Raw genomic sequence first — 18,803 nt, forward strand, 5'->3', positions numbered from 1 at the left:
GCTACGCTGTGGCGCCGACGAGATGTCAGCGCACCAGGTCAACTGGACAGCGGCACACGAGGAATGGGGCGGGAAGCGGCCATGATGGGACCAGCACACTCACTGTCGGGGGCCGCGGCCTGGCTAGGCGTCGGAGCGGCGGCGGCCGCGGCGGGTCACCCGATGCCCTGGCCGGTCCTCCTCGTCGGCGCCCTGATCTGCGCCGGCGCCGCGCTCGCCCCGGACCTCGACCACAAGGCGGCCACGATCTCGCGGGCCTTCGGGCCGATCTCGCACTGGATCTGCGAGATCGTGGACAAGCTGTCGTACGCCGTCTACAAGGCGACCCGGATGAAGGGCGACCCGCGTCGCTCCGGCGGTCACCGTACGCTGACGCACACGTGGCTGTGGGCGGTTCTGCTCGGTGCCGGCTGCTCAGCGGCGGCGATCGCGGGCGGCCGCTGGGCCGTGCTGGCGATCCTTTTCGTGCACATGGTGCTGGCGATCGAGGGGCTGCTGTGGCGGGCGGCGCGTGGCTCCAGCAGCGATGTCCTGGTCTGGCTGTTGGCGGCGACCACCGCGTGGATTCTCGCCGGCGTCCTGGACAAGCCGGGCAACGGCTCCGACTGGCTGTTCACGGCACCGGGCCAGCAGTACCTGTGGCTGGGGCTGCCGATCGTGCTCGGCGCGCTGGTGCACGACATCGGGGACGCGCTGACGGTGTCCGGCTGCCCGATCCTGTGGCCGATTCCCTTGGGCCGCAAGCGCTGGTATCCCGTGGGGCCGCCGAAGGCGATGCGGTTCCGGGCCGGGAGCTGGGTGGAGCTGAAGGTGCTGATGCCCGTGTTCATGCTGTTGGGCGGGGTGGGCTGCGCGGCGGCCCTCAACGTGATCTGAGGCGCTCGCTCCGGATCGGCCGGCTGAACGGTGGCTCAGGTGTCCTCGGCGGCCTCCGCCTCGCCGGCCTCGGCCCCGCCGTAGCGGCGCTCGAAGCGGGCGATACGGCCCTCGGTGTCGACCGTGCGGGCCTTGCCCGTGTAGAAGGGGTGGCTCTCCGAGGAGATCTCCACGTCGACAACCGGGTAGGTCCGGCCGTCGTCCCACTCGATGGTCTGCTCGCTCCGCGCGGTCGAGCGGGTGAGGAAGGCGTAGCCGGCGGCGCGGTCACGGAAGACCACGGGCTGGTAGTCCGGGTGCTTGTCCCGCTGCATGGCGGCTCCTCGTGCGAGGCGGTCGGGCAGGGCATGGGCGGGTCGACCGGGGTCTGCGAATCAGCCGGGCAGGGAGTCCTCGTCGACGATGTGCATCGCGGCCTCCTCGGCGGAGGCGGCGGCTCCGTCGATGCCGACGTCGGTGGCGACGAGGGCGGCCTCCTCGTCCTCGTGCGCCCCCTCGTCCGGGGCCACCAGCCGACCGGAGCGGAGGTTGCCGACCTCGTCGTCGAGGGGTTCCCCGTCGGTGTCGTGGTCACCGATGTCATCACCGTCGCGGGCGACGAGGTCGGGCTGCTCCTCGGCGAGCCGCTGGTCCAGGGTCTCGCCCGCCTGGCGTTCGGCCGCCGTCACCCCTGTGTGCTCCACCGCCCAGGGTCGTTCGGGCGGGGACCAGCCACGGTCGAGCGGGTCGTTGACGCCGTCGAAATCCAGTGTGTCCTCGACGTCGAGCACCCCCGAGTCCTCCCGGATCTCCGAGGGATCGGGCTGGTAGACGTCGTCCCCCCAGCCGTCGACGCTGTCCACGAGTACCTCCAGATGGTGAGGACGGCCGGGCGCCACCGCAACGGGCGGCAGACCGCCGGCACGCCTGGCACGAGGGTCACACGCCGCGAACCGGGTGGTTCCGTCGCGTTCCCCGCACCGGTGCCGTTCTCCAGACTTCCACCCCTGCTCGGGACCGCGCAACGGCACGAGCACCGGCCAGTGCCCGGGCCCTGGCCCAGGCGCCGATCCCACCCCACACAGGGCCCGCTCGCCGCGCCCCGGCTCCGCACAGAGCGCTCGCTCACCGCGGCCCGGTTCCCCGCCGCGCGCCGGCTCACAGGGGGCAGGCCGTGGCAGAAGCCGACAGCCGAGACCATGGCCCCCAGCGGTGCTCCCCGGGGCACCGCGGGCAGCGCCGCCGCGATCGCGGGGACCGGCCTTGCCCGCAGGCACCGCGCCGCAGGGCCGGTCGCCCGCACCCTCGCCGGATCCTCACCCGTGCCAGGACCGCCACAGCGCCGCGTACGCGCCGTCCGTCGCGACCAGCTCGTCATGACTGCCCAGCTCGCTGATGCGGCCGTCCTCCACGACGGCGATCACGTCCGCGTCATGAGCGGTGTGCAGGCGGTGGGCGATGGCGACCACCGTGCGGCCGTCCAGCACCCGGGCCAGGGACCGTTCCAGATGCCGGGCCGCGCGCGGGTCCAGCAGCGAGGTCGCCTCGTCCAGGACCAGCGTGTGCGGATCGGCGAGCACCAGCCGGGCCAGCGCGATCTGCTGGGCCTGCGCCGGGGTCAGCGCAAGACCGCCGGAGCCGACCTCGGTGTCCAGCCCGTCGTCCAGTGCCCGGGCCCAGCCGTCCGCATCGACCGAGCCCAGCGCCGCCCACAGCTCGGCGTCTGTCGCGACGGTGCGGGCCAGCAGGAGGTTGTCGCGCAGGGAGCCGACGAAGACGTGGTGCTCCTGGTTGACCAGGGCGACGTGCGAGCGGACGCGTTCCGCGGGCATCCGGGACAGCTCGGCGCCGCCCAGGGTGATCCGGCCGTCACGGGGTGCGTAGATCCCGGCGAGCAGCCTGCCCAGGGTGGACTTGCCCGCGCCCGAGGGACCGACCAGGGCCAGCCGGGTGCCCGGGGAGACCTCAAGGGACACCTTGCGCAGCACGTCGACGCCCTCGCGGTAGCCGAAGTGGATCCGCTCGGCCCGCACGTCCCTTCCGTCCGGCGCCAGCGAGGCGTCCGCGGCGTCGGCCTCGATGTCCCGCACGCCGACCAGGCGGGCGAGCGACACCTGGGCGACCTGCACCTCGTCGTACCAGCGCAGGATCAGGTTCACCGGGTCGACGAGCATCTGCGCGATGAGCGAACCCGTGGTCAGCTGCCCCACCCCGATCCAGCCGTTCAGAACGAACACCCCGCCGACCATCAGCACCGAGCCGAGCACGATGACGTGCACGGCGTTGATGACCGGGAAGAGCACGGACCGCAGCCACAGCGTGTACCGCTCCCAGGCGGTCCACTCCTTGATCCGCCGCTCCGACAGGGTGACGCGGCGGGCGCCGAGCCGGTGCGCCTCGATGGTGTGACCCGCGTCCACCGTCTCGGCGAGCGCGGCGGCGACCGCGGCGTACCCGGCGGCCTCGGAGCGGTAGCCGGAGGGCGCCCGCTTGAAGTACCAGCGGCACCCGGCCACCAGTACGGGCACCGCGAGCAGCACCGCGGCGGCCAGCGGCGGAGCCGTCACGACGAGCCCGCCGAGCAGCAGCAGAGCCCACACGACACCGATGGCCAGCTGCGGCACGGCCTCGCGCATGGCGTTGGCCAGGCGGTCGATGTCGGTGGTGATGCGGGAGAGCAGATCGCCGGTGCCCGCCCGTTCCAGCACGCCCGGGGGCAGCCCGACCGACCGGACGAGGAAGTCCTCGCGCAGGTCGGCCAGCATCCGCTCGCCGAGCACCGCGCCCCGCAGCCGCACCTGCCAGGTGAACACGGCCTGCACGGCCAGCGCGAGCACGAACAACCCGGCGGTCAGGCCCAGATGCGGCTCCCGCGACCGGTCGGACACCCGCTCGACCAGGCCGCCGAGCAGGTACGGACCCACCATGGAGGCGATCACAGCCACCGTGTTGACGCCGATGAGCAGCAGGAACGCCCGGCGGTGCCGGTGGAACAGCTCGCCGACGTAGGCACGCACGGTCGCGGCCGCGCCGATGGGCAGGGTGGTGGCTGTCGTCGGGGCCGCCGGGTCGTACGCCGGTGGCGCAACGCCGATCATGCGCTCTCCTCGATCTCTTCCAGCTCCGGGCGCGCGCCCACGAGGGCGGCCTCGTCTGCGCCGGCCAGTTCGTCGTCCGTCTCCCGGGTCACCACGGCCCGGTACCGTGGCTCGCTGTCGACCAGTTCGCGGTGCACACCGACCGCCACGACCTCGCCCTCGTGGACCAGGGCGACCTGGTCCGCGCGGTCGAGCAGCAGCGGCGAAGAGGTGAACACCACGGTCGTGCGGCCCGAGCGCAGCCCGCGCAGTCCGTCCGCGATGCGTGCCTCGGTGTGCGAGTCGACGGCGGAGGTCGGCTCGTCGAGCACCAGCACCTCGGGGTCGGTGATCAGCGACCGGGCCAGCGCGAGCCGCTGGCGCTGGCCGCCGGACAGGGACCGTCCGCGTTCGGTGATGCGGGCGTCCATCGGGTCGGCGGCGTCCAGTGATCCCTGGACCAGGGCGTCCAGGACGTCGTCGCACTGCGCCGCGGCCAGTGCGTCCGCGGCCCGTACGGCTCCCGAGGCGGGCACGTCGAGCAGCTCGCGCAGACTGCCGGACAGCAGCACCGGGTCTTTGTCCTGGACGAGGACGGCGGTGCGGGCGCTGTCCAGCGGGAGGTCGTCCAGGGCTACCCCGCCGAGCAGGACCGAGCGACCCGGCTCGGTCGGATGGCCGCCCAGCCGCTCGGCGAGCCTGCCCGCCGCGTCCGGGTCACCGCAGACCACGGCGGTGAGACGGCCGGCCGGAGCGAGCAGACCGGTGGCGGGGTCGTACAGGTCGCCGCCCGGCGCCTGCACCTCCCGGGTGCCGCCGGTGTCTGTGGACCGCTCCAGCGACAGCACGTGGGCCGCCCGTTTGGCCGAGGGGCGGGAGAAGGAGTAGGCCATCGCGATCTCTTCGAAATGGCGCAACGGATAATTCAGGATCATCACGGCGCTGTAGACGGTGACGAGTTCGCCGACGGTGATCCGGCCCTGGCGGGCCAGGTGGATGCCGTGCCAGACGACGGCGATGAGCAGCAGCCCGGGCAGCAGCACCTGGACGGCGGAGATCAGCGACCACATCCGGGCGCTGCGCACCGCGGCGTGCCGTACCTCCTGCGACGCGCGGCGGTAGCGGTCCAGGAACAGCTCCTCGCCGCCGATGCCGCGCAGCACCCGCAGCCCGGCGACCGTGTCCGAGGCCAGCTCGGTGGCCCGGCCCGCCTTCTCCCGCTGCACATCGGCGCGGCGCGTCGCCCGGGGCAGCAGCGGAAGCACCGCGAGCGCCACGATGGGCAGTCCGACGGCGACGACCACCCCCAGGGCGGGCTGGTAGACGAGGAGGCCGACACAGACCACGACGACCGTGAGCGCAGCCGCGGTGAACCGGGACACCGCCTCGACGAACCAGCCGATCTTCTCGACGTCGCCGGTGGAGACCGCCACCACCTCGCCGGCGGCGACCCGCCGGGTCAGGGCGGAGCCCAAATGGGCGGCCTTGCGGGCCAGCAGTTGCTGGACGCGGGCGGCGGCCGTGATCCAGTTGGTGACGGCGGCCCGGTGCAGGAAGGTGTCGCCGACCGCGATACCCGTGCCGCACAGCAGCATCAGACCGCCCGTCAGGGTGAGCTGGGTGCCGGAGCGCTCGACGACGGCGTCTACGGCGAGGCCGACACAGAAGGGCAGGGCGGAGACGGAGACGAAGTGCAGCAGGCCCCAGGCGAGCGACTTCAGCTGTCCGCCCAGCTGGTTCCGCCCGAGCCACCACAGGAATCGGGCGCCCGAACGTGCGTCCGGGACGCCCGGATCGGCGTAGGGAAGGTCTTGAATCTGCATGACGTCCCAGTGGCTCGTGTCAGGAGGGAAGGGATGGCGAGGGGATCGGGGTGAAGCGGGGAAGCGGCGAAAGGCGGTGACGAGCCGTGAAAGGTTCGCGTCGCCGAGTGGTGAATTTCAAACGGTTTTTCTGACGGAGCAGCGAATTCCACCGGCTTCCGGCCACTGGCCGCCGGTCCGGGCTCGGCCTGTGTGGCCGCGGACGGCTCTCCGCGGGCAGATCGCCGGCCGGTCGAACACGCACATCCGGCCGTCACTCGAATGTCCGGAAGATCGCACAATGAACCGGTACGTGGTGCCACGATGGTCGCGTGCGGATCCAGGGTGTGCGGCGAATGTCGGTAGCGGTGACGGCTCTTGTCACGCTTCTGCCGGCGTGCGGCACCGACACCTCCGGCCCGGTCCGCGCCGGCGGGGCGACCGGCTCCCGCGGCCAGGCCGGGCCGAGCCCGGCGGTGTCGGCCGCCCCCTCGGCCGGCCCGACCCGCATCCCGGGCGTGGGTGGCCGGCTGTTCCGGCAGATCCCCCGTGACTCCGGGCAGGTCGTCGTGGTGTATGGCGAGGGTGAGGACTCGGCCTACTCCACGGTCGTGCTGTACACGCGGGAGGGTCCGGAGTGGCGCCCGGTGACCAGTTGGCCGGCGCACAACGGCCGCAACGGCTGGACCACGGACCATCACATGGGCGACGAGCGCAGTCCCGTCGGCGTGTTCGGTCTCTCCGACGCGGGAGGTGTGCTCGACGACCCCGGCACCCGGCTGCCGTACAACCAGGACGAGGCCGCCTACGCGCCGCCGGACGACTGGGACGAGGCGCACCAGCACGTCTTCGACTATGTCATCGCCATCGACTACAACCGTCTCCCTGGCACCCCGCCGCACGACGCCACACGCCCCGAGGGTGACGACAAGGGCGGCGGTATCTGGCTGCATCTCGACCACGGCGACGGCACGTCCGCATGCGTCAGCGTGTCCAAGGACGCCATGGAGTTCCTGCTGCGCACGCTCGACCCGGCCCAGGATCCGGTGATGGTGATGGGCGACCGGGCGGAACTGCGCGCCTGACGCACTGACGCGGACGCCGTCCGGCGGCCATGGCAAGAGGAACGCGATCGCGGTGTCGATGCCCGCGGAGGGGCGACTCGGCATGGGCCCGCCCGATGTCCGATCGCGCCGTTCTCCCCGAGGCGTCATTGCGGGCCGGCCCGACTGGCCGTAGAACACCGGCCATGAGAAGACGGATAGTCATGTCCATGCTTGCCGGGGCGACCCTCTTGGCAAGCGCGCTCTTCGGCACCGGAGCCGCTGCGGCCCAAGCGGCCGACGTCCCGGCCGAGTTCGGTTCCGACTGGCACGACCCGGTCACCGCGGCACCGCCCGTCGAGCGCCCGCACTCCAAGTCGTGCCAGGTCACCCTCGCCGACGCCCAGTTCCGCGACTTCACGCCGTACCGGGGCGCGTACGCCCCGCCCCAGGGCTGCGGCGACCACTGGAGCAAGGTCGTCCTGCGGCTCGACGGCAAGGTGCAGGGCCGTCAGTACGACCGCCTCGGCTATCTGCACGTCGGCGGGGTCGAGATCCTGCGCACCTCCACGCCGGAGCCCTCGCCCGACGGCATCGAATGGCACGTCGAGAAGGACGTCACCCGCTACAGCGACACCTTCCGCAGCCCGCAGGGCGTCGAGATGCTGATAGGCAACGTCGTGAACGACACCTACACCGGCGTCATCGACGTACACGTCACCCTGACCTTCTACGCGGGCCGCCCCGCACAGCGGACTCCCGACCGCGTGCTGACCCTCGCCGACACGCCCGACGGGACGACCCTCACCACTCCGCGCAACAGCGAGCGGATCGTCGCCGAGGTCTATGCGACCGGGTCGGGCGGCGGCTGCGAGGAGTTCTGGTACCTGACCGTGGCCGACCCGGCGTCGTACTCCTGCAAGGCCGATCACGGTCCCTACCGAGAGGTGCAGATCAAGGTCGACGGCCAACTCGCCGGAATCGCCGCGCCGTTCCCGAACGTCTGGACCGGCGGCTGGTCCGACCCCTTCCTCTGGTACGTCATTCCGGCGCCGGGCGCCTTCGACGTGCGGCCGATCGAATACGACCTCACCCCCTTCGCGGCCCTGCTCGACGACGGGCGTCCGCACCGCGTCGAGGTCTCCGTCGTCGGCGTGCCCGCGGGTCAGTCGGGGTGGAGCGCGCCGGTGAACGTCCTGGTCTGGCAGGACGCGCACCGCGCCCACGTGACGGGGGCGCTCACCGAGGACAAGGCGACGGACATCGCCAACTCCTCCACCTACACGCCCGGTTCGGAGAACCGCGTGAACAGCGAGGCCGGGCACCGGCTCACCGTGTCCGGTTACCTCGACACCTCGCACGGCCGCGTGACCACCACCGTCACCCGGACACTCGCCAACACCTCTGTTCACCGCTGGACCGACGGCGAGAACATGGACGGACTGGACGCGACCTGGTCCGACGACCAGACGGTCACCGTCGGCGGCGACGGTCCCGCGCGGACGACTCACACAGACCGGACGTACACCATGAACGGCGAGACGACCATCGGTGCCGACGATCGGCTGCGCACCGTGCTGACGCTCGGCGACCGTGCGTCGGTCGTGGCACTGCGGGACGGCCGGCGCACCGCGTGGTCGCGGCTCGACGACACCTACAGTGGCGACGCGACGTACACGATCAACGTCCCGCGCGACCAGCGGCACGCGGTCGGCACGTCGAGCGAGCGCTATCGGCTGTACGGCTCCGACGGCTGCTACGACCGTTCGCTGACCACGGTTCAGGGAGTGCTGACGGAGGATCGCGAGCGCTGTTGAGGACGGCGGGGTGGAGTGCGCCACTCGCGGGGTGATTTACCTGGCTGTGGCACGGGTGGCTCCGCAGGGATCGACAGAGCCCGCACCGGATGCGGGCTGACCGCATGCGGAGGGCCGCACACCGCGATCGCTGTGCGGCCCTCCGTGCTTGTACGCGTTGTGTCGTCCGCCGCGGCCGGTGGGAGTCAGCAGCTCTTGCCGCCGTCTCCCTCGATGAGTGTGTCCAGCAGCACGCCGAGCACCTGGCGTTCCTTCTCCGTCAGCGGCGCGAGGATCTCCTCGGCCGCCGAGCGGCGTGCGCCGCGCAGTTCGCGCAGGGTCGTACGCCCCTCGTCCGTGAGGGCGATCCGGGTCACCCGCCGGTTCGTCGGATCCGGCACCCGCCGTACCTTCCCGCTTGCCTCCAGCCCGTCGACCAGGGTCGTCACCGCGCGCGGCACCACCTCCAGACGGTCGGCGAGGTCGGCCATGCGCGGGGGTGAGGCGTAGTGCGCGAGGGTGCGCAGCAGCCGGGACTGGGCCGGGGTGACACCCAGGTCGTGCCGTTCCAGATGGCGTTTCTGGATGCGGTGTACCCGGCGGGTCAGCCGCAGCAACTGCTCGGCGAGCAGGCCGTCGGGATCTGGGGTGGTCATGCGGGAACAATATCAGGATGCCGTTCATTGTGAGTATAGGTAACAATGAGCTACGATCCGTTCGTCAAGCGTCGGCCGCCTCCAGACCGGCGCCCGTTCACTTCCGTAGGAGCCCATGCACCCCGATCGAGAACCGTCCTGGACCCCGCCTGCCGACGCCAAGGAACAGCCCCGGCAGGTGCGCCGCATCCTGAAGCTCTTCCGTCCCTACCGCGGGCGGCTCGCGATCGTCGGCCTGCTGGTCGGCGCCTCCTCGCTGGTTTCGGTGACCACACCGTTCCTGCTCAAGGAGACCCTGGACGTCGCGATCCCCCAGGGCCGCACCGGCCTGCTCAGCCTGCTCGCGCTCGGCATGATCCTCAGTGCCGTCCTCTCCAGCGTCTTCGGCGTGCTTCAGACGCTGATCTCGACCACCGTCGGCCAGCGCGTCATGCACGACCTGCGCACCGCCGTCTACGGCCGCCTGCAGCGCATGTCGCTCGCCTTCTTCACGCGCACGCGTACCGGCGAGGTGCAGTCCCGGATCGCCAACGACATCGGGGGCATGCAGGCCACCGTCACCTCGACGGCCACTTCTCTGGTCTCCAACGTCACCAGCGTGGTCGCCACGATCGTCGCGATGATCGCCCTCGACTGGCGGCTCACGATCGTCTCGCTGCTCCTGCTCCCGGTGTTCGTGTGGATCAGCCGCCGCGTCGGCAACGAACGCAAGAAGATCACCACACAGCGGCAGAAGCAGATGGCCGCGATGGCGGCCACCGTCACCGAGTCGCTCTCGGTCAGCGGCATCCTGCTCGGCCGCACCATGGGCCGCTCCGACTCGCTCACCGCGTCCTTCGCGGAGGAGTCCGAGCGCCTGGTCGACCTGGAAGTGAAGTCGAACATGGCCGGGCGCTGGCGCATGGCCGTGATCACGATCGTCATGGCCGCGATGCCGGCCGTCATCTACTGGACGGCAGGTCTGGCCCTGCAGTTCGGCGGCCCCAAGGTCTCGCTCGGCACCATCGTCGCCTTCGTCTCGCTGCAGCAGGGACTGTTCCGGCCGGCCGTGAGCCTGCTCGCCACCGGTGTCCAGATCCAGACCTCCCTCGCCCTCTTCCAGCGCATCTTCGAGTATCTGGACCTGCCCATCGACATCACGGAGCGCGAGCTGCCCGTCCATCTCGACCAGGTCAAGGGCGAAGTCCGCTTCGAAGGCGTCGAGTTCCGCTACGACAACGACGACAGGGCCCGCCCCGTCCTCGACGGCGTCGACGTCACCGTGCCGGCCGGCGGCAGCCTCGCGGTCGTCGGCCCCACCGGCGCGGGCAAGTCCACGCTCGGCTATCTGGTGCCCCGCCTCTACGACGTCACCGGCGGCCGCGTCACCATCGACGGAGTCGACGTCCGGGACCTCGACTTCGACACCCTCGCCCGCGCGGTCGGCGTCGTCTCGCAGGAGACGTACCTCTTTCACGCCTCGGTCGCCGACAACCTCCGCTTCGCCAAGCCGGACGCCACGGACGAGGAGCTGCGGGCGGCGGCCAGGGCGGCACAGATACACGAGCACATAGCCGCCCTGCCCGACGGTTACGACACGGTCGTCGGTGAACGCGGCCACCGCTTCTCCGGCGGTGAGAAGCAGCGCCTCGCGATCGCCCGCACCATCCTGCGCGATCCGCCGGTCCTCATCCTCGACGAGGCGACCAGCGCGCTCGACACCCGTACGGAGGCCGCTGTCCAGGAGGCGATCGACGCCCTGTCGGCCGACCGGACGACGATCACCATCGCCCACCGGCTGTCCACGATCCGGGGCGCCGACCAGATCGTGGTCCTCGACTCCGGACGGGTCGCCGAAAGCGGCAGCCACGAGGAACTGCTGGATCTCGGCGGGCGGTACGCCGCACTCGTGCGCAGGGACGCGCAACTGGAACCGACGAGCTGAACGCGGCCGTGGACGAAGCGCTGACGCTGCGGCCGACAGGCTGAATATATGCCGGGTTTGCGCTGATATGCGTATTACCGTTCCCGCATGCAGACGAACAATCCGCCACGGAGCACGATTCGACTGACGCGCCGGGGCAGACTCGCCCTCGTCGTGGCCGGCACCGTCGTGGCCGGTACCGCCGTGGCGGTGCCGTTGCTGATGCGGGAGAGCCGAGCCGAGCAGACACCGTACGCCGGGCTGGTCGTCCCGGAGGGCTGGCGTGCGAGCCAGGTGTACGACGCGATCGACAGAGTCCTCCAGTTGCCGCCGGGAAGCACGCGCAAGTCCGTCGGGAAGGCCGGTCTGAAGCTGCCGGGCGATGCCGCGGGCAACCCGGAGGGCTATCTCTTCCCTGCGACATATCCCGTCGAGAAGGGAGCGACGCCCGAGTCCCTGCTGCGCTTCATGGTCGACACCGCCGACAGCAAGTTCCATGTGGTGCCGATCGCGGCCGGCGCGCAGCGCAACGCGATGAACGTCTACCAGACCGTCACCGTCGCCAGCATCGTGCAGGCCGAGGCCGCGACCAAGGCGGACATGGGCAAGGTCGCCCGGGTCGTCTTCAACCGGCTGGAGCGCGGGATGCCGCTGCAGATGGACTCGACGATCAACTACGCGCTGAACCGCAACACCCTCCGCACCGGCCAGGACGACACCCGTATCGCGAGCCCCTACAACTCCTACCAGCGCATGGGCCTGCCGCCCACACCGATCGACAATCCCGGTGAGGACGCGATGCGTGCCGCTCTCAACCCGACGCCGGGCAACTGGCTGTACTTCGTCACGGTCAAGCCCGGAGACACCCGCTTCACCTCCGACTACAGGACGCACCTGCGCAACGTGGCGGAGTTCAACTCCCTCCACCAGGGCAGGGGACAGGCGCCAGGCCCGAGCCAGACTCCGGCCTCCCCGCTGCCCTCGGTCAGCTGAGCCGACGGGCCGTCACGCGGCGACCGGCTGTTCCTCGGCCAGCAGTCGCCTGATGTCCCGGACGGCCGCGCGGCCCGCCCGGTTCGCGCCGATGGTGCTGGCCGAGGGGCCGTAGCCGACGAGATGGACGCGCGGATCGGCCACCGCCCGGGTGCCCTCGACCCGGATCCCGCCGCCCGGCTCGCGCAGCCGCAGCGGACGGAGATGGTCCAGCGCGGCGCGGAACCCCGTCGCCCAGAGGATCACATCGGCGCTGACGTGCCGTCCGTCGGCCCACTCCACACCGTCCGGAGTGATCCGGTCGAACATCGGCTGCCGGTCCAGGACACCGTCCGTGAGCCCCTGCCGGACGGCGTCGTTTAGGGGCAGCCCGGTGACCGAGACCACGCTGCGCGGGGGCAGCCCCTGGCGCACCCGCTCCTCCACCAGCGCGACGGCCGCCCGGCCCACCTCCTCGTCGAACGGTCCCTCGCGGAACACCGGAGGCCGCCGGGTGACCCAGGTGGTCGCGGCCGCGTACGGGGCCAGTTCCAGCAGGTGCTGGGTGCCCGAGGCGCCGCCGCCCACGACCACCACCCGCTGGCCGGCGAACTCCTCGGGTCCGGCGTACTGCGCGGTGTGCAACTGCCGCCCGCGGAAGGTCTCCTGACCGGGATAATGCGGCCAGAACGGCCGGTCCCAGGTGCCGGTCGCATTGATCAGGGCACGGGTCGACCAGGTGCCGTCCGAGGTCTCCACGAGCAGCCGCCCGCCGTCGCCCTCCCGCACCGCCCGTACGTCGACGGGCCGTCGCACACGCAGGTCGAAGGTGCGCTCGTACCGGTCGAAGTACTCACCGATCACCTCCGCCGAGGGGCGTGCGGGATCCGCGTCGGTGAGGTCCATGCCGGGCAGCGCGTGCATCCCGTGCACCTTGCTGTACGTCAGTGAGGGCCACCGGAACTGCCAGGCGCCGCCGGGGGCGGGGGAGTGATCGAGGACGACGAAGTCGCGGTCCGGCTCGAAACCGGTGCGCCGCAGATGGTAGGCGCTGGACAGCCCAGCCTGACCGGCGCCGATGACGACGACCTCGACCTCACGCGATTCGTTCACGCTTCTACCAACCGGACTCAGGGTGCGGATCTTCCCGAGAGCCGGCTGTGGGTTCTCATTTCGCTTGTCCTTTTCCCATGAGGCTTGGCCCATGTCCGGCCCAAAGGACAGCACGGTGAGACGAACGCGCGTTTGATGGTTCACTCGTAGTAGTGCAGATCGTACTTTCGGCTGTGAAGGCGGTGTGCTCCGGTGTGACCCTGGGGCGGCTCGGCTGATTGAGGCTGGCTCTCATATCGCGCCTTTGTTGCTCGCGGGTGGGGCGTGTCGCGCGTCGTCGACGAAGTCTCCGTGAGCCTGCGTCGCACGGACGGGACGATCGAGGGGGACCGGCCTTGGCCTTCGACGGGCGTCGATGACCTCGGGCCGTCGAAGCCTTGGGGGACGGTTCGCTGGCGGCGCGAGCAGAAGCACTACTCGGGCACGTATTGGTCCTCCACAGCGTGGGATCACGTTGCCTACGAGTCGCGACTTGAGTTGACACGCTTGCTCTATGCCGACTTCGAGCGCCAAGTGGTCAGGCTCAGCGACCTGAGCGAAGCACCCATCAGGTTCTTGGTCTCCTTGTGGTACACGACCTCACCCGGTTCTGACCTGCGGCAACGGGTGGAATCGCTTGATGCGGAGCCGAGTCCGGTCCGCACCTGGTCCGGCTCTTGGTGTGGTGCCGGCGGAGGAGCTTCCTGCGGTGCTCCATGGCACAGGTCGTAAGGCCCAGGCGAGCAGTCAGTTGCCGTGAACGTTCAGCTCGTCAGGACGCCGTGCAGAAGCAGGTCGATGAGCGGCGCCGCGAGGTCGGGGCGCCGCTCGGTGTCTGTCATGACGCTGATCCCACCGAGCGCCATCAGGACGTCCTACCGCGTCACCGCGAGCAGCCGGCCCTATGCTGCGTGCCCCACGATCTGGACCGATAGGTCAAGAAGAAGGTAGGCTGCAGTCATGGGGCGACCGCGGAATTTCGATGACAACCAGGTACTGCAGTCTGCGCGCGAGCAGTTCTGGAATCAGGGGTACGCGGCTACGTCACTGCAGAACCTGACGGACGCCACCGGACTGGGCAAGGGAAGTCTGTACGGCGCCTTCGGCGACAAGCGGCAGCTGTTCTTGCACGTACTGGACGGCTACCGCGAGGAACAGCTGAACGGCGTCCGGGCGGTCCTCACCGGGCCCGGGACGCCCTTCGAACGCCTGACCCTGCTCGTTGAGGGGGTGGCCAAGGGATTCACGGAGGACCCGCAGCGCCGCGGCTGTCTTCTGGTCAACAGCACGTCCGAGCTGCACAGCACCGATCCGGATGTGGTCTCCCGAGCCCGGACCACCTATCAAGCGGTCGAAGATCTTCTGATCGCCTGCGTAAAGGAAGCCCAGGACGACGGGACGGTCGAACCGAGCGCGGACGCCCAGGAGCTCGGGCGCCTGCTCCTCGCCGTCATGCAGGGCATCGAGTTTCTCGCCAAGACCGACATGGACGGCTCAGCTCTGCTGCAGATAGGCCAGGCCGCCCTCAAACAGCTGTCCCGGCACTGAACATCCTGCGGGTCGGCATCGTCCACAGGTGATATGCCGACAAACAGCGATCAGGGCGGGCCCGCCTGGGATCAGCGCGCGAGCGTCCAGCTCACCTGCCCTTCGAACGTTCCCACGAGTGGCCCGGCCGCCCGCCCCGGCACAGTTGGCGGCCCGCCCCTTTCGTCATGCCCTTGAGCGGGCCATCTTCGGCCGTGCGCCACCGACCGCGCCTCACCGTGGGCCGGACGACGCTCTGGCAGCCGACGGCGCCGGAGGTTTCACACGAGCGCTGCGGGCGAGCTCTACAGATTCCCGCACAGGACCTTGTTCGCGGCTCTCTTTCGCATGCCGACGGCGCGGCGAGCACTCAAATAGTGCATTGATCGACTGGCTTCGCAACGCATTTGAAGGAGGCATACGTTCTTGACTGTACGGTCCATAAACTCTACCTTTGAACTGCGACCCGTGGATTCGCTACTGCAAGGGGACGTCGGGTCGGCGGTAGACAGGTACAGACTGTTTCCGCTGCACAGCAGGGAAACGCCGGGGCGGGACTGCGCGAGGGTCTCGCATGCCCCTCCGCAAACGACTGCACACCCTCAACGAAAAGTGATCACCATGACCACCCCTCCCCAGCCGCTCTTCACCTACAGCCTCCACAACGTGACGATTTCCGTCAGTGACCTCGACGCGTCGATCCAGTGGTGGAACCGGGTGTTCGGCCTCACCCTGCTGGCGAAGTCCCGCTTCGACGCCATCGGAGCGGACGTTGCCTTCTTGGAGGGGCCCGGTTTTCGGCTGGAGCTCCTTCAGCCCGCAAACGGTGTGCGGATCCCTGAACTGACGGCAGAGCCCCCCGCCCACATCCGCCCGATCGGCAACAAGGCCCTGGTCTTCCGTGTCGAGGACCTCGACAGCGTGACCCGCACCTTCCGTGATCTGGGGGTGACGACCGTCTGGGAGCAGATGGACCTCGGCGACGGCAGTATCTCGACCGCGATCCGTGACAACGACGGAAATCTCATCAACGTCTTCCAGCAAGGCGCAAGCCCGGTCGGCTGACACGGCGAACCGATCAACCTGGCCGCCGAGCCAGATTCAGCCGCTCCGGACGTAGTTGCCCGGGACATGGTTCGGGAGCGCCGCCGACCGCCGCCGCTGCCTAACGCAGGTTTGCGGCGGCCGGCCGGCGAATGCCCTTTGCGCATGCAGCCAACGCGCGGTCTGTCAGGCGATGAGCCGGCGCTCCCGGGCGGCCAATTCACAGCGCCGATTCCCAGCAGTTCCAGCGGTAGTGCTGCCGTTCACCGGCGCGCGAGCCGCCGCTAACTCCGCGCGAACTCAAGCAGGTCTTTGTTGAAGATCTCGGCGTACTTGGGCACCATCGCAAGGCCATGAGGTGCGCCCTCGTAAACCTTGTACTGCGCGCCCTTGACGATCTTGGATGATTTGGCGCCCGCGGAGACGATGGGCACGATCTGGTCGTCGTCGCCATGCACGATCAGTGTCGGCACATCGACCTTCTTCAGGTCCTCGGTCGTGTCCGTCTCGGAGAACGCCTTGATGCAGTCGTAGGCGCCCTTGATGCCGACTGTCATGCTCCAGAGCCAGAACTCGTCACGCGTTCCCTGGGAGACGGTCGAGCCCTCACGGTTGGCACCGTAGAACGGGGCACTGAGGTCCTTGTAGTACTGCGAGCGGTCCGTGAGCACACCCTGGCGGATCTCGTCGAACACCTCGATCGGCAGGCCCTCAGGGTTGGCTTCCGTCTTCAGCATCAGCGGCGGGATCGCGCCGAGCAGGACCAGCTTGGCGACCCGTGCCGTGCCGTGCCGGCCGATGTAGCGGGTGACTTCGCCGCCGCCGGTGGAGTGCCCGACCAGAATGACGTCGTGCAGGTCTTCGGTTTCGATGACCGCGGCCAGGTCGTCGGCGTACGTGTCGAGGTTGTTGCCGTCCCAGGGCTGACCGGAGCGGCCGCCACCGCGCCGGTCGTGAGCGATGGCGCGGAATCCGTTGTCCACCATGAGCTTCATCTGGGGGTCCCAGGCGTCGGCGGTGAGCGGCCAGCCGTGGGAGAAGAGCACGGGCTGGCCCGAGCCCCAGTCCTTGTAGAAGATCTGCGTGCCGTCCTCGGCGGTGGCGAAGGGCATAGTTGCGCTCCTCTCGATGTCCGCTCGCGGGCCCCTTGCGTCACGCCCTCCGGGGATGTGACGCGAAAGCGGCGCCGCATGAGGTCAACATAATTGTCGGGCAGCGATTCAGCGCGTCTGGAACCACCGCTTAGGTACGAGTGGGACGGTCGTTGCCTGACAGGCGAGGAAGTGGTCTGTCTCGTACGGTGGTCCTTGCGGTCAGGAGAATTCACCGGTCCCGCCACCCGAGTGAATTCCCGGGCACGGTCACCCACCCGCCCTGAACATCACCACCGGTGGCGGGCGGCAGCCAGGTGATCACGGGTCGTTATCACTCGTTCTGTGACACGCGGAGGGCAGGACATGGGATCCGACGTTGAGGTGCTGGTCGTCGGTGCTGGTCCAGCGGGGTTGCTGCTCGCAGGTGACCTGGCCGAGGCCGGAGTGCGCTGCACCGTCGTGGAACGGCGAGAAGGGGAATCCCAGCTGACACGCGCATTCGCCGTTCACGCCCGAACGATGGAGCAACTGGACGCCCGCGGCCTGGCCGACGACCTGCTGCTGACCGGCCTCCGCAACCCGATCTTGCAATTTCTGCGGATCGATCTGTCGCACCTGCCGACCCGTTACCCCCACGTGCTCGTGACGCCCCAGTACAACACCGAGCGACTGCTCCTGTCCCGCGCCCTGACACACGGCGTGAACATCATGCGGGCCCACGAAGTGACTGGCGTCCAGCAAGACCCGAGCGGTGTCGATGTCACCGTGAAGACACCAGCCGGCACTGAACACAGCCTGCGCGCAGACTTCGTCGTCGGCGCAGACGGACGAAACAGCTGCGTGCGCCAGTCCCTCGGCCTCCCATTCCCCGGCCGCTCCGCCGTTCGCTCCATGATGCTCGCAGACGTCCGGATGGCTGATCCGCCGAAGAAGCCGCCCACCGTGGCGGCGACCGGAGACGCCTTCGCCATTGTCGTCCCGTTCGGCGACGGCTGGTTCAGGGTCATGGCCTGGAATCGCCACCACCCCATGCCCGACAACGCATCGGTCGATCTGGAAGAAATCAAAGACGTCTCCCGCCAGGCGCTCGGCAGCGACTTCGGCATGCACGACCCTCGCTGGCTCTCCAGATTCCACAGCGACGAACGCCAGTCACCCCGCTACCGAGTAGGCCGAGTATTCCTCGTCGGCGACGCCGCCCACGTCCATTCCCCGGCCGGCGGCATGGGCCTCAACACCAGCATCCAGGACTCCGCAAACCTGAGCTGGAAACTCGCAGCCGTTCAGCGTGGCCGCGCACCAGACACCCTGCTCGACACCTATCAGAACGAACGGCACCCGGTGGGACACCGGGTTCTGCGGATGAGCGGGGCACTGCTCCGCGGCGTCCTCACCACGCCACGGGCATTGTGCGGCCTCCGTGACTTGTCAGCGCGTACGGTGCTGCAAACCCCACCAGTGGCCCGACGACTGGCCATGGCAATCTCGGGAATCGACATTTCCTACGCCGCCGCGGTCGGCGCGCATCCCCTTGTCGGGAAGCGGGCACCTGACGTCCCCCTCAGCGACGGACGCAGACTCTACGAAGCCCTCCGTAAGCGACGGTTCGTCCTTGTCACACCGTCCGACACGGAGCGCTTCCCCTCACTGATCACAGAGTGGGCCGGCGAGGTGGAGATCGTATCCCCGAAGGGTGCTACCAAAAAGAGCGTTCTGGTCAGACCAGACGCCTATATCGCATGGGCCATCTCGGACGAGTCACCTGAACATCGCATCGACGCGGCCCGTCAAGCATTGACCGAATGGTGCGGCACACAGGGCTCCAGCTCTGTAGCCCCTTCACCCGACTAGCTTGACTCTGTCGGGGATCTTGAAGCAGTGGAGGTCAACTGCCCAGCGTTCGCCAGGACTTCGCCCGGGCGATGCCGTGCTGGTCCAGGAA

Annotated in this window: 15 protein-coding genes; 8 read left to right on the forward strand and 7 right to left on the reverse strand. The window is 69.5% G+C overall.

Features of this window, described 5'->3' with window-relative positions; all coding sequences use genetic code 11:
• The first annotated feature begins 81 nt into the window (after window positions 1-81).
• The gene (locus tag ACZ5NH_RS08095; RefSeq protein ID WP_388632943.1) at window positions 82-876 is read left to right on the forward strand and encodes a metal-dependent hydrolase; all 795 of its coding nucleotides are present in this window, start codon (window positions 82-84) and stop codon (window positions 874-876) included.
• A gap of 35 nt (window positions 877-911) precedes the next feature.
• Here ACZ5NH_RS08095 and ACZ5NH_RS08100 read toward each other — a convergent pair whose 3' ends face one another.
• The 4 genes from ACZ5NH_RS08100 to ACZ5NH_RS08115 all read right to left on the reverse strand — a co-directional run bounded on the left by ACZ5NH_RS08100 (window position 912) and on the right by ACZ5NH_RS08115 (window position 5,755).
• Window positions 912-1,190 (reverse strand): type B 50S ribosomal protein L31, encoded by a 279-nt coding sequence (locus ACZ5NH_RS08100; RefSeq protein ID WP_388632946.1) that lies wholly within the window; start codon window positions 1,188-1,190, stop codon window positions 912-914.
• Window positions 1,191-1,250: 60 nt separating this feature from the next.
• On the reverse strand, window positions 1,251-1,718 hold the full coding sequence (locus ACZ5NH_RS08105; RefSeq protein ID WP_450982687.1) for a DUF5709 domain-containing protein: 468 nt from the start codon (window positions 1,716-1,718) through the stop codon (window positions 1,251-1,253).
• A 453-nt stretch (window positions 1,719-2,171) separates the two neighbouring features.
• Window positions 2,172-3,953 carry an ABC transporter ATP-binding protein gene (locus tag ACZ5NH_RS08110; RefSeq protein WP_468773482.1) on the reverse strand — a complete coding sequence of 594 codons (1,782 nt, stop codon included), beginning with the start codon at window positions 3,951-3,953 and terminating at the stop codon, window positions 2,172-2,174.
• Entirely contained in the window at window positions 3,950-5,755 is a 1,806-nt protein-coding gene (locus ACZ5NH_RS08115) for an ABC transporter transmembrane domain-containing protein (protein WP_468773484.1), read from the reverse strand. The genes ACZ5NH_RS08110 and ACZ5NH_RS08115 overlap by 4 nt, the downstream gene beginning before the upstream one ends.
• Before the next feature lie 335 nt (window positions 5,756-6,090).
• Here ACZ5NH_RS08115 and ACZ5NH_RS08120 point away from each other — a divergent pair, with 335 nt between their 5' ends.
• Window positions 6,091-6,819, forward strand: coding sequence for a hypothetical protein (locus tag ACZ5NH_RS08120; RefSeq protein WP_468773486.1), 729 nt, complete (start codon window positions 6,091-6,093; stop codon window positions 6,817-6,819).
• Window positions 6,820-6,983: 164 nt separating this feature from the next.
• On the forward strand, window positions 6,984-8,594 hold the full coding sequence (locus ACZ5NH_RS08125; RefSeq protein WP_468773488.1) for a peptide-N4-asparagine amidase: 1,611 nt from the start codon (window positions 6,984-6,986) through the stop codon (window positions 8,592-8,594).
• Between the two features lie 185 nt (window positions 8,595-8,779).
• On the opposite strand, the gene ACZ5NH_RS08130 is transcribed toward ACZ5NH_RS08125, so the two are convergent.
• Window positions 8,780-9,229, reverse strand: a complete 450-nt coding sequence (locus tag ACZ5NH_RS08130) for a MarR family winged helix-turn-helix transcriptional regulator (RefSeq protein WP_468773490.1) — start codon at window positions 9,227-9,229, stop codon at window positions 8,780-8,782.
• Between the two features lie 115 nt (window positions 9,230-9,344).
• On the opposite strand from ACZ5NH_RS08130, the gene ACZ5NH_RS08135 reads away from it, so the two are divergent.
• Together ACZ5NH_RS08135 and mltG are read left to right on the forward strand one after the other, a co-directional pair.
• Entirely contained in the window at window positions 9,345-11,153 is a 1,809-nt protein-coding gene (locus ACZ5NH_RS08135) for an ABC transporter ATP-binding protein (RefSeq protein WP_468773492.1), read from the forward strand.
• Window positions 11,154-11,240: 87 nt separating this feature from the next.
• Window positions 11,241-12,125, forward strand: a complete 885-nt coding sequence (mltG, locus tag ACZ5NH_RS08140; protein ID WP_468773494.1) for an endolytic transglycosylase MltG — start codon at window positions 11,241-11,243, stop codon at window positions 12,123-12,125.
• 12 nt (window positions 12,126-12,137) lie between these two features.
• On the opposite strand, the gene ACZ5NH_RS08145 is transcribed toward mltG, so the two are convergent.
• A complete protein-coding gene (locus ACZ5NH_RS08145; RefSeq protein ID WP_468773496.1) occupies window positions 12,138-13,217 on the reverse strand; it encodes an NAD(P)-binding domain-containing protein in 1,080 nt (359 codons plus the stop codon).
• Between the two features lie 939 nt (window positions 13,218-14,156).
• Between ACZ5NH_RS08145 and ACZ5NH_RS08150 the strand changes: the two genes are divergently transcribed.
• Both ACZ5NH_RS08150 and ACZ5NH_RS08155 read left to right on the forward strand, forming a co-directional pair.
• The gene (locus ACZ5NH_RS08150; protein ID WP_468773498.1) at window positions 14,157-14,744 is read left to right on the forward strand and encodes a TetR/AcrR family transcriptional regulator; all 588 of its coding nucleotides are present in this window, start codon (window positions 14,157-14,159) and stop codon (window positions 14,742-14,744) included.
• Window positions 14,745-15,344: 600 nt separating this feature from the next.
• Window positions 15,345-15,788 (forward strand): VOC family protein, encoded by a 444-nt coding sequence (locus ACZ5NH_RS08155; protein ID WP_147474078.1) that lies wholly within the window; start codon window positions 15,345-15,347, stop codon window positions 15,786-15,788.
• A gap of 263 nt (window positions 15,789-16,051) precedes the next feature.
• On the opposite strand, the gene ACZ5NH_RS08160 is transcribed toward ACZ5NH_RS08155, so the two are convergent.
• The gene (locus ACZ5NH_RS08160) at window positions 16,052-16,879 is read right to left on the reverse strand and encodes an alpha/beta fold hydrolase (RefSeq protein WP_030172753.1); all 828 of its coding nucleotides are present in this window, start codon (window positions 16,877-16,879) and stop codon (window positions 16,052-16,054) included.
• A gap of 345 nt (window positions 16,880-17,224) precedes the next feature.
• Between ACZ5NH_RS08160 and ACZ5NH_RS08165 the strand changes: the two genes are divergently transcribed.
• Window positions 17,225-18,712 carry an FAD-dependent monooxygenase gene (locus ACZ5NH_RS08165; RefSeq protein ID WP_468773500.1) on the forward strand — a complete coding sequence of 496 codons (1,488 nt, stop codon included), beginning with the start codon at window positions 17,225-17,227 and terminating at the stop codon, window positions 18,710-18,712.
• Window positions 18,713-18,803 lie beyond the last annotated feature (91 nt).

The sequence above is a fragment of the Streptomyces sp. NPDC031426 genome (genome assembly GCF_055581585.1).